Below are 10,617 nucleotides of genomic sequence, written 5' to 3' on the forward strand. Positions count from 1 at the left end.
TATTATATGAAGAAGAGGGGATCCCAAAAGTAATTGGGATCCCCCTCTTCCGAATATAGGCGGTATTAGTATATCCAGGTACAAAACATCTTACAACGATGTCTTCGTCTACGGGATATTCATGATGCCAACAAATAATGCAGTCTATTTCTTCGAAAATTTTATTTGATTATAATACAAATATGCAGGGAAGAAAGGAAAAACAAAAAAGGGCAACTGCAAAAGATTGATTCCATAGTCTTTAGCATCCTCTCTTATTTAAACGCCATCGCCGCTTTGACTGCTTTTTTCCAGCCCGCATACAATGCTTCTTGTTTCTCTTTTGCCATTTGCGGTTCAAATTGACGTTCTAATTGCCATTGAGATGCAATTTCTTCCCGATCTTTCCAATAGCCGACGGCAAGCCCGGCCAAATAGGCGGCGCCAAGCGCTGTCGTTTCGTTAATGACTGGTCGCTCTACCGGCACGCCGAGCATATCGCTTTGGAACTGCATAAGAAAGTTGTTTTTTACCGCTCCGCCGTCGACGCGCAGTGTTTTCAAGGCAATGCCGGAATCCGCTTCCATCGCCGCCAGCACGTCTTTCGTCTGGTAAGCGAGCGATTCCAATGTCGCGCGAATAAAATGTTCTTTTGTCGTGCCGCGCGTCAACCCAAATACCGCGCCGCGGACATTGCTATCCCAATACGGGGTGCCAAGGCCGACAAATGCCGGTACAACATAAACGCCATCCGTCGAATCGACTTTCTCCGCATACGTTTCACTGTCTGCCGCCTGCTTAATCATGCGGAGCCCATCGCGCAGCCACTGAATCGCTGAGCCGGCGACGAAAATGCTGCCTTCAAGCGCATATTCGACTTTTCCGTCAATTCCCCAGGCAATTGTGGTTAACAAGCCGTGCTGCGATTGCACCGCTTTTCCGCCTGTATTCATCAACATAAAGCATCCGGTGCCGTACGTGTTTTTCGCCATTCCTTCGGCAAAGCACGCCTGCCCGAACAGCGCCGCCTGCTGGTCGCCCGCCGCCCCGGCAATCGGCACTTCGACGCCGAAGAAATGATATGAAACCGTTTTGGCATACACTTCGGAAGATGGACGCACTTCTGGAAGCATCGACTTTGGAATGCCTAAAATCGTTAAAATTTCTTCATCCCATTGCAACGTGTGAATGTTAAATAACAATGTGCGCGACGCGTTGGAGTAGTCGGTGACGTGGGCGCGGCCGCCGGAAAGCTTCCAAATGAGCCACGTGTCGATCGTACCGAACAATAAATCGCCTTTTTCTGCTTTCTCCCGCGCCCCTTCCACATTGTCTAAAATCCATTTTACTTTTGTTCCGGAAAAATAAGGGTCAATTAATAAACCAGTTTTCTTGCGGAATAAGTCATCATATCCTTGCTGTTTGAGCTGTTCGCAAATGCCGGCCGTCTGCCGCGATTGCCAAACAATGGCATTATAAATCGGCAGCCCCGTATGTTTATCCCATACGACGGTCGTTTCTCGCTGGTTCGTAATGCCGATCGCTGCTACTTGTTCCGGCTTAACTTCCGCCTCAGAAAGGACGCTGGCAATGACGGCTAACACCGAGCCCCAAATTTCATTGGCGTTGTGCTCGACCCAGCCCGGCTTTGGGAAATATTGTGTGAATTCCTTTTGCGCAATATGGACGATTTCTCCTTTTTGATTAAACAATATTGCACGTGAGCTTGTTGTTCCTTGGTCTAGCGACAAAATGTATTGTTCCATCACCAATTCCTCCCCCTGATTACATGAAAGCATTTTTTGGTTTATCATAGCTGCTTGGCGCTTTTCCTTGGCTAATGAATGTAAATGCGAGTACTGCTGCAATAGCAATAAGCACATACCAAAATGCTGCTGTCATTTTTCCTAGAAAGATAGCTTTGTAAAATAAACCGCCAAACGAACCGCCAAGAATCGGTCCAACCACCGGAACCCATGCGTAAGACCAATTGGATGATCCTTTTCCTGGTATCGGAAGCAAAAAATGGGCGATACGCGGTCCTAAATCACGCGCCGGGTTAATGGCATATCCTGTCGTTCCTCCAAGTGAAAGACCAATGGCGACAATAAGAAACCCGACGATAAATGGATTTAGCCCATCAGCAAATTTATTGGCGCCGATTGCTAAAATGCCAAGCACTAGTACAAAAGTGCCAATCATTTCGCTTATTAAGTTCGCAAAATAGCTTGGAACAGCTGGACTTGTCGCAAATACGCCAAGTTTTACGCCAGGATCGTCTGTTTCTTTCCAATGAGGCAAATAATGAAGATAAACAATGGCAGCGCCAATCATTGCACCGAGCATTTGTGCAACAATGTATTTTGGCACATCTGCCCATGGAAAATCGCCGTTAAACGCTAATGCAAGCGTTAGCGCCGGATTTAAATGCGCGCCGCTAAATTGACCAACCGCATAGGCTGCAATTGCAACCCCAAGTCCCCATCCCATTGTAATAACGATCCAACCAGAGTTTTGCGCAAATGACTTTTTTAAGTTTACCCCTGCGCAAACCCCGCCGCCAAAAATAATAAGCAGCGCAGTTCCAACAAGTTCAGCAACAAAGGATGTCATTTGGTTTCCCCCTTGTCTTTTGTTTTTTGTAACTGCCTATCATTCCCATCCCTCCGGAGGAAAACACCAGCTTTTTTGAAAGCAGCTACATTTTTTGGAAACGGATAAGACAAAAACCCACACACTTCCCCTATAAAACGAGGAATATGCGTGGGTCTCCGATTTCTCCGCCACAAACTATTAACTTACTTATAAGATTAATCAGTTTTGTAAGCGTTGTCAATAAATTTGGATTATTTTTCTTTTATTTTTGGCAAAATTTGAATATAGTCGAAATCGAGCGTATCGACCGCATCTTCAATATCAAGGCGGGTGATAAACCGATAAGACAATCCCGGCTGTGAAGGCGGAAGCGAATCAGGAATGTGATACGAAAACGGGATCTCCTTTCTCTGCCCCGGTTCGATGATAAACGTTTTCGCCACCGGTATCGTCGCAATGACAGCGTCCACTTCCTTGCCGTTATGCAACGTTTTTTGCACCAGCTCCACATCGAGCCTTGTAATCTTTTGTTCCACTGTTCCGCCGTAAATATGCAGCACCCCGTCAATGTATTCCCCAGGCTGCAGCACCGTTTTATTTAAAATCAAATCGACATACGCCGATCCGACTCCTATTCTTGACATCATTTTGCGCAATAGCATCTGTCACACCTCTTGTCCATTTCTCTTTTTCTTTCTCCATATATTACGAAGCAAAGGGAAAGTTTGTTTCGTCTATTTGCCCATAAAAAATAAACAGACTTGTGCCTCATACAGCAAAAGTCTGTTCTAAGAGCGAACAGGCAAAACAAGCTGTCATTACATTATTGATACCGCTTACAAAGAGAATATAACATGATCTTTTGTTTGTCAACCGTTATTCGTACACATTTTCGTTTTCAATAATATAATCAATACGAATAACTGGAATGTCGTTTCTTTCCACCTCGGCGACGATGAGGCCGATGCGGTCATTGTAAATGCAAAACGTTTCTTGTCCTTTACGGAACGCCGTCTCCCCATAAGAAAGCACCATGTTGTAAATTTTATTGTCAGAAAAATAACGCCTACTGACTCGATTTCCTAAACGAACAATCACATCCTTCCCCGCGATTTTTCCGCGGTACATCCGATCCATCCCCCTTTTCATTCCTACTATTCCAATGTATGGCACTTTTCTTTCATCCATTCTTACTTTTTTTCTTTTATCAAATGAATTTTGACAATGCCACAAAAAATCCCTGCTTTTTTTCCTTTTATAACTTTTTTCGGAAATTTCCTTTCTTTTTCTTGACGATGCCTTCCCATTAGTGTATAGTAAAGTCATCACATAACAGAATATATTTCAGGCAGTCAGCATGATTATACACCTTAGATTGCTGTGGGGTATATTTTGTTATTTGATAAAAAATCTTGAAGTTAGCCTGACCGGCTAAAGGTATTAGGAGGAATTCAGTATTATGCAACGTGGTAAAGTAAAATGGTTTAACAATGAAAAAGGTTACGGTTTTATTGAAGTGGAAGGCGGTTCTGACGTATTCGTACACTTCACAGCGATCCAAGGTGAAGGGTTCAAAACGTTGGAAGAAGGTCAAGAAGTTTCTTTTGAAATCGTTCAAGGAAACCGTGGACCTCAAGCTGCTAACGTTGTCAAATTATAAGGCGTTCGTTAATATAAACGAAAGAACGTACGTAATCGAAACCAGTGAGTGCTGAAAGACCGGCGTGGCGCCGGTCTTTTTTGTGTGCGCGCATATTTTCTCTTCTTTCGCGAACACTATCCGCTAGGAGGTGTTGCAAGTGGAACGGGATATCGATATTCATACCGGCTATAATGATATAAAACAGGTCGAAATGTTTGTCGAAACGGCCGAAAAAATGGTCGGACAAGCAACGATGAGCTTGGACAAGGAGATGCTCGAAGGGGCAAAACAAGCGGTTGAAAATGCCTACGCCCAGCTTTCTCGCGCCCGCGCGCAAGCGACTGGCGTGGATGAAGAGTTTTTCAAACAATGTGAACAGAAACTAGAAAGAGCAGAGCACCAATTAAATGAAGCGCTGCGTTAAGCTGCCGGCCATGCGAAAAAAAGGGCTTCCGTTTTGTGAAGTCCTTTTTTGTGCTATTTTGTTGAACGCGAAGAAACAGCTAAAAGCATTGCACCATACTGCCGCATTTTCTCGCCAACCGTGCATTGGTTGATGCAAAACGATTGCGCATATGTTTTTCCGTATTCTTTGCGAAAGGTGCTTTTTAAAAAACAGCCTTCACAATACGTTTGCTGCAATTCCGTAATTTTGTCTAATATTTCTTTTCGCTTGTTTAGCTTTTTCTCTCTCATTTTCTGTCTACCCTTTCTCCGTAAGTTCCATCATGCTTGTGATCATCTGCCCAGCGAGCGCCTGGCGGGCAAGCTGATCGGCTTCTTTATTTTGCTTTCGCGAAATCGGTTCATAAATCGGTTCAATCCCCAATTCGCTCATCTTTTCTTCGATGCGGTCGAGCCATGCGTTATAATCGTCTTCAAAACACGGCCAATCGCCGGACAGCTGCTTCAAAACAACGTGCGAATCCCCGCGGAAAGTGACTGGCAAATGATGAACGCCAAGCTCCTCAAGCATTTGCATTAAAAACCAAAATGCGGCGTATTCCGCTTCATTGTTGGACTTTAACTCATCAAGCTGGAGGTTGGCGCGCAAACGATATTGCTCATTGTTTTGCTTATAGTAAACGACGACACCGGCCCCACCTTTTGCGGTCGCATGATCAAAGCCGCCGTCAAAGTAAGCAATCACATCATGTGGTTCACTTTCCATTTCTTTTAAAAGCTTGTTTAACTCTTTTTTCGACCATATCCCACCATGATGGTCGATAAAATGAATTGCTTTCGCCCGTCCGGTTTTTTCGAAATCTTCAGCTAATGCCAGCGCCTCTTCCGCGCGGATAAAATCGGAAGTCAGCACCACTTCGCGTTTTTTTGGCGCTATATATGTCCACTGGATCCTAACGTCCAAACCATCGTCACCCTTCCATCGTCCATTCCGTACCGTATTTCCTATTTTTATTATACAATGATAGTCAAGAAAACATGTAAAGCAATCAATTCCCTTCTCATTACCTATTATTATGCAACATTTGCTTCGATATCAACATTCGATTTCATTGCACATATTTTTTCAAAAAATTGTGTTCTTTTTCATCGATTTATGATACACTATCGCTCGACTATGTTTATTTTTTGAAAAATGTGCATCCGTTAAGAAGAAAACAGAACGGGGGAATGGGGTTGAAAAAACGCTGGATCGCTGATATCAGCCTGCTGGCGGTGACATTCGTCTGGGGAGCGACGTTTGTCGTCGTGCAAAATGCGATTTCATTTCTTGAACCGCTTTCGTTTAATGCCGTCCGCTTCAGCTTAGCGGGAGTATTTTTGCTGCTATGGCTGGCAATTTTTCATCGTTCTCTTTTTCGGCATTATACGTGGCCGCTCATTCGCTCCGGCATATGGATGGGGCTGTGGCTGTTTAGCGGCTACGCTTTTCAGACGATCGGCCTGCTGTATACGACCTCGTCGAAAGCCGGATTCATTACCGGGCTCAGCGTCGTGCTTGTGCCGCTATTTTCGTTTCTCTTTCTCAAACAAAGACCGTCGCTTAACGCGGGAATCGGGGCGGTCATCGCCGCTGTCGGCCTTTATCTGTTGACGATTGGCGACGGGAAAATGGTGCCAAATCGCGGCGATGTATTCGTATTTTTTTGCGCTGTTTCATTTGCGATGCACATTATTGTCACCGGAAAGTATTCGTCCCGCTATTCAACGCTGTTATTAACGATGACGCAAATTTTTGCGGTAGCCGTCATGTGCGCCATATTTGCGTTTTTGTTTGAAGACGCGACACAAATGTGGAATATCGCGGTGCTGCGGAAACAAGAAGTATGGAGCGCGCTGCTCATTACATCTTTGTTTGCCACCACCGCCGCCTTTTTAATTCAGACAAACTTTCAGAAATATACGACAGCCGCCCGCGTCGCCCTCATTTTTGCGATGGAGCCCGTTTTTGCCGCCCTGACCGCCTACATTTGGGCGGGAGAGCGGCTTACCGCTTCCGGAGTCATTGGCTGCATTGGTATTTTGGGCGGCATGATTCTTGCTGAACTTCCGCTGACGTGGATCCTTGGAAAATGGTGGCGGACAAAACGGCATTTTACTTCATGAACCTCTCCAGAAGCAGTGTTATGGTGGCCGCTTCGTTCAGCCGTTTTTTCTCATATTTTTTCACGTAAGGGTGATACTATGCCCGTGGAGGTGAGGGTGATGGCAAAAAACGGCGGCAAAAACCGTGGAACAAAGGCGCCCGGCGTCAACCCGCAAGGCTTTGGCCAAGATGCAGCATTTACTCCAGACCCGAAAAGCAAGCTAGAAGATGCGGCAAAACGGTCGAACACAAAATAAAAGCAGGCTTCCAATCGCGGAAGCCTGCTTTTGTTATGCTGTTTACTGTTTCACTTTCGCCAATTTTTCACGCAATACCATTGGCAAAATTCCGCCGTGGCGGTAATAATCGATTTCCACTTCGCTGTCAAAGCGGACGATGACTTCAAATTCTTTTTTCTCGCCCGTATCTGGATTTGTCGCCGTCACTTTGACAAGGTCGCGCGGTTTGACGCTTTCATCAATATGCACTTCGAATACTTCTTTGCCGGTTAAGCCGAGCGTTTCCGCGTTTTCCCCTTCTTTAAATTGCAGCGGCAGCACGCCCATGAGCACCAGGTTGGAGCGATGGATGCGCTCAAAGCTTTCCGCAATGACCGTTTTAATGCCAAGCAAGAACGTTCCTTTTGCTGCCCAGTCGCGGGAGCTTCCCATTCCGTAATCTTTGCCGGCAATAACCACAAGCCCTGTGCCGTCTTGTTTGTATTTCATGCATGCATCGTAAATCGACATGACTTCGCCTGTCGGCCAGTAAGTCGTATAGCCGCCTTCTGTGCCAGGAGCAATTTGGTTGCGGATGCGGATGTTTGCAAATGTACCGCGCATCATCACTTCATGGTTGCCGCGGCGAGATCCGTAAGAGTTGAAATCTTTCGGCTCGACGCCTTTCGAGATGAGATATTGACCAGCAGGTGTATTTTTGCCGATCGCTCCGGCTGGCGAAATATGGTCGGTTGTGACGGAGTCGCCGAATTTGCCGACGACGCGCAAGCCTTTGAGCGGTTCCACTTTGCGCACATCTGGCGACAAGCCTTCAAAGAACGGCGGATTTTGAATGTATGTCGAGTTTTCATCCCATTGATAAAGCGGTTCATCCGTCGTTTCGATCGCATTCCAGCGAGGGTTGCCGTCGAACACGCGCTCATATTCTTTACGGAACAATTCTGGATCGACCGCTTGTTTGACGACTGCTTTGACTTCTTCCATCGATGGCCAAATATCGCTGAAGTATACGTCATTGCCATCTTTATCTTTGCCGATTGGTTCGTTTAGCAAGTCGATGTCGACCGTACCTGCGAGCGCATAAGTGACAACAAGCGGCGGCGACGCCAAATAGTTTCCTTTCACTAACGGATGGATCCGGCCTTCGAAGTTGCGGTTGCCGGAAAGGACGCTTGTCACGAGCAAGTCGTTTTCGGCAATCGCTTTTTCCAGCTCTGGCGCGAGCGGTCCGGAGTTGCCGATACATGTCGTACAACCGTAGCCGACAATGTTAAAGCCGAGTTGCTCGAGATATGGAAGCAATCCCGAATCACGCAAATAGCCGGTTACGACTTTCGAACCTGGTGCGAGCGATGTTTTTACATATTTCGGAACTTGCAATCCTTTTTCCACCGCTTTTTTCGCCACTAAGCCAGCAGCAACAAGCACGTATGGATTCGAAGTGTTCGTACAGCTTGTAATCGCGGCAATGACAACGGCTCCTGTTTTCATTTTCACTTCTTCGCCGTTTAACGTTACCGTAATTTCTTTGTCGAGGTCCGCTTCCGTCAATCCAAAGCCTTGGTTGCCTTGCGGCGCTTTTACTGCATCGCGGAACGCTTGTTTCATTTTCGAAAGCGGAATCAAATCTTGCGGACGTTTTGGTCCGGACAAATTGGTTTCGATTTCGGACAAGTTAATTTCGACAACATCCGTAAACACTGGCTCTGGCGCATCCGGAGTGTAGAATAAGCCGTTTGCTTTGCAGTAAGCTTCGACTACCTGGACATGATGTTCATCGCGGCCGGTTAGGCGCAAATAGTCAAGCGCTTCTGCGTCGACCGGGAAGAAACCGCATGTCGCACCGTATTCTGGAGCCATGTTTGCAATCGTTGCACGGTCTGCAAGCGGCAATGTCGCTACGCCTGGGCCAAAGAATTCAACAAATTTGCCGACCACACCTTTTTTGCGAAGCACCTGCGTCACTTTTAGGGCAAGATCTGTCGCTGTGGAACCGTCCGGCAATTTTCCTGTTAAACGGACACCGATGACTTCCGGTACCGGGAAGTAAGAAGGTTGTCCAAGCATGCCGGCTTCCGCTTCAATTCCGCCGACCCCCCAGCCAAGAACGCCAAGACCGTTAATCATCGTCGTATGGGAGTCCGTGCCGACCAGCGTATCTGGAAACGCTTCATATTCGCCGTTTTCTCCTTCTACGGTATGAACGACGTTAGCGAGATACTCTAAGTTGACCTGGTGGACAATCCCCGTTGCCGGCGGAACAGCACGATAGTTGTTAAACGCTTTCTGCGCCCATTTTAAAAACTTATAGCGCTCAGCGTTGCGCGCAAACTCTAAGTTCATGTTGTACTCTAACGCATCGTCCGTTCCAGCGCGATCTACTTGCACAGAGTGGTCAATGACAAGGTCGACTGGAATTTCCGGGTTGATTTCATATGGGTCGCCGCCTAAATCCGCCATCGCTTTGCGCATCGATGCCAAGTCCACGACGGCTGGCACACCAGTGAAGTCTTGCAAAATAACGCGCGACGGCTTAAACGGAACATCAATGTCTTTCATTTCCGGCGTTCCCCATTTGGCAAGGTTTTCGACGTGCTCTTTTGTGATCACACGTCCATCTACCTGCCGAAGCACCGATTCTAATAACACTTTGATTGAGTACGGCAAACGGGAAATGTTGCCGATCCCTGCTTCTTCAAGCGCTTGCAAACGGTAATAGTTATATTTTTTACCGTTTACTTCAAATGAAGAGCGGGCGTTAAAAACGTCTTGTTTCGCCATATGTATTACCCCCTCACTTCAATACTATACTATTTTTTCGACGCAAAGTCGAAAAAATAGAACAAATTCTCCCAACACCCGTAAAATTGGTACGTTTTTATCTTATTATAAGGACGATAAGTTGTAAATAGAATTTCGAAGGTTTTGTCATATTATCCCTTTTTCCAGAGGAGCATAAAGTTATCTTTCAGTCGCAAACTAGTACCGGAGGTGAAGAGGATGGGCAAACGAAAAGCCAATCACGTCATTCCGGGCATGAACGCGGCAAGCGCGCAAGGAATGGGAGCCGGCTATAACGAAGAATTTTCGAACGAACCATTGACAGAAGCGCAGCGCCAAAACAATAAGAAAAGAAAAAAGAACCAATAACCTTGCGCTTGTTCGTCATCCCGCCCTGCCGCAAGCGGGTGCAAACAAAAGGGAATGTCGGATGGTGACATTCCCTTTATCTTTTTTTTGCCAATTCATCCCCCCACCTCTAAGCGAAGCATAGGTGGGGGATGAATCGGCATTTTTTATTTTCTCAGTAATCTGAATAGTTAAAAAACGTCTTTCTTCTGTCATAAAATATAAATAAATATACCGAACTTATGTTTCGATAGAGGTGGAGAAAAGATGAAAAAAGCGTATTTTTCGAGAAGATTGTATAAATTCGAAATAGATATTCTTCATGTTACAGAAACATCTTATGCATTAGAGTTATTCAATCAAGCGAAACGTTTCGCCTTTCAAACGCTGGTCCGAGAAAAACGATGGGAACGAAAATTGTATCCAAGTCTGCATATCGCTGTGAAGAAAAAGTACGGACTGAACGATTATTTCGCCAACAG

General features: G+C 46.0%; 12 protein-coding genes and 1 pseudogene. 6 read left to right on the plus strand and 7 right to left on the minus strand.

The window, feature by feature from the left end:
- Positions 1-254: 254 nt before the first annotated feature.
- From glpK to GCA01S_RS12155, 4 genes are all read right to left on the minus strand, one after another.
- Positions 255-1,745, minus strand: a complete 1,491-nt coding sequence (gene glpK, locus GCA01S_RS12140; RefSeq protein ID WP_042410320.1) for a glycerol kinase GlpK — start codon at positions 1,743-1,745, stop codon at positions 255-257.
- A gap of 19 nt (positions 1,746-1,764) precedes the next feature.
- On the minus strand, positions 1,765-2,592 hold the full coding sequence (locus tag GCA01S_RS12145; RefSeq protein WP_042410322.1) for an MIP/aquaporin family protein: 828 nt from the start codon (positions 2,590-2,592) through the stop codon (positions 1,765-1,767).
- Between the two features lie 233 nt (positions 2,593-2,825).
- Entirely contained in the window at positions 2,826-3,236 is a 411-nt protein-coding gene (locus tag GCA01S_RS12150; protein ID WP_042410324.1) for a sporulation protein, read from the minus strand.
- A 214-nt stretch (positions 3,237-3,450) separates the two neighbouring features.
- Positions 3,451-3,702, minus strand: coding sequence for a hypothetical protein (locus tag GCA01S_RS12155; protein ID WP_017436190.1), 252 nt, complete (start codon positions 3,700-3,702; stop codon positions 3,451-3,453).
- Between the two features lie 331 nt (positions 3,703-4,033).
- Here GCA01S_RS12155 and cspD point away from each other — a divergent pair, with 331 nt between their 5' ends.
- Both cspD and GCA01S_RS12165 read left to right on the plus strand, forming a co-directional pair.
- A complete protein-coding gene (gene cspD, locus GCA01S_RS12160; protein ID WP_003251474.1) occupies positions 4,034-4,234 on the plus strand; it encodes a cold-shock protein CspD in 201 nt (66 codons plus the stop codon).
- A gap of 139 nt (positions 4,235-4,373) precedes the next feature.
- Positions 4,374-4,640, plus strand: coding sequence for a DUF2564 family protein (locus GCA01S_RS12165; RefSeq protein ID WP_052510042.1), 267 nt, complete (start codon positions 4,374-4,376; stop codon positions 4,638-4,640).
- Between the two features lie 53 nt (positions 4,641-4,693).
- On the opposite strand, the gene GCA01S_RS12170 is transcribed toward GCA01S_RS12165, so the two are convergent.
- On the minus strand, positions 4,694-4,912 hold the full coding sequence (locus tag GCA01S_RS12170; RefSeq protein ID WP_017434991.1) for a zinc-finger domain-containing protein: 219 nt from the start codon (positions 4,910-4,912) through the stop codon (positions 4,694-4,696).
- Positions 4,913-4,919: 7 nt separating this feature from the next.
- Complete coding sequence (locus GCA01S_RS12175; protein ID WP_042410326.1) at positions 4,920-5,585, minus strand: ribonuclease H family protein; 666 nt, start codon at positions 5,583-5,585, stop codon at positions 4,920-4,922.
- 272 nt (positions 5,586-5,857) lie between these two features.
- Between GCA01S_RS12175 and GCA01S_RS12180 the strand changes: the two genes are divergently transcribed.
- Both GCA01S_RS12180 and sspL read left to right on the plus strand, forming a co-directional pair.
- Positions 5,858-6,787, plus strand: a complete 930-nt coding sequence (locus GCA01S_RS12180) for a DMT family transporter (protein WP_042410330.1) — start codon at positions 5,858-5,860, stop codon at positions 6,785-6,787.
- Between the two features lie 99 nt (positions 6,788-6,886).
- Positions 6,887-7,024 carry a small, acid-soluble spore protein L gene (gene sspL, locus GCA01S_RS12185; protein WP_017434994.1) on the plus strand — a complete coding sequence of 46 codons (138 nt, stop codon included), beginning with the start codon at positions 6,887-6,889 and terminating at the stop codon, positions 7,022-7,024.
- Between the two features lie 42 nt (positions 7,025-7,066).
- Here the strand turns inward: sspL and acnA are convergent, their stop codons facing one another.
- The gene (gene acnA / locus GCA01S_RS12190; protein WP_042410332.1) at positions 7,067-9,787 is read right to left on the minus strand and encodes an aconitate hydratase AcnA; all 2,721 of its coding nucleotides are present in this window, start codon (positions 9,785-9,787) and stop codon (positions 7,067-7,069) included.
- A gap of 219 nt (positions 9,788-10,006) precedes the next feature.
- Here acnA and sspO point away from each other — a divergent pair, with 219 nt between their 5' ends.
- Complete coding sequence (gene sspO / locus GCA01S_RS12195) at positions 10,007-10,156, plus strand: small acid-soluble spore protein O (RefSeq protein WP_017434996.1); 150 nt, start codon at positions 10,007-10,009, stop codon at positions 10,154-10,156.
- 246 nt (positions 10,157-10,402) lie between these two features.
- Positions 10,403-10,617: pseudogene (locus GCA01S_RS12200) on the plus strand (IS200/IS605 family accessory protein TnpB-related protein); the annotation flags it as partial.

This window comes from Parageobacillus caldoxylosilyticus NBRC 107762 (assembly GCF_000632715.1).
Taxonomy (GTDB): Bacteria; Bacillota; Bacilli; order Bacillales; family Anoxybacillaceae; genus Saccharococcus; species Saccharococcus caldoxylosilyticus.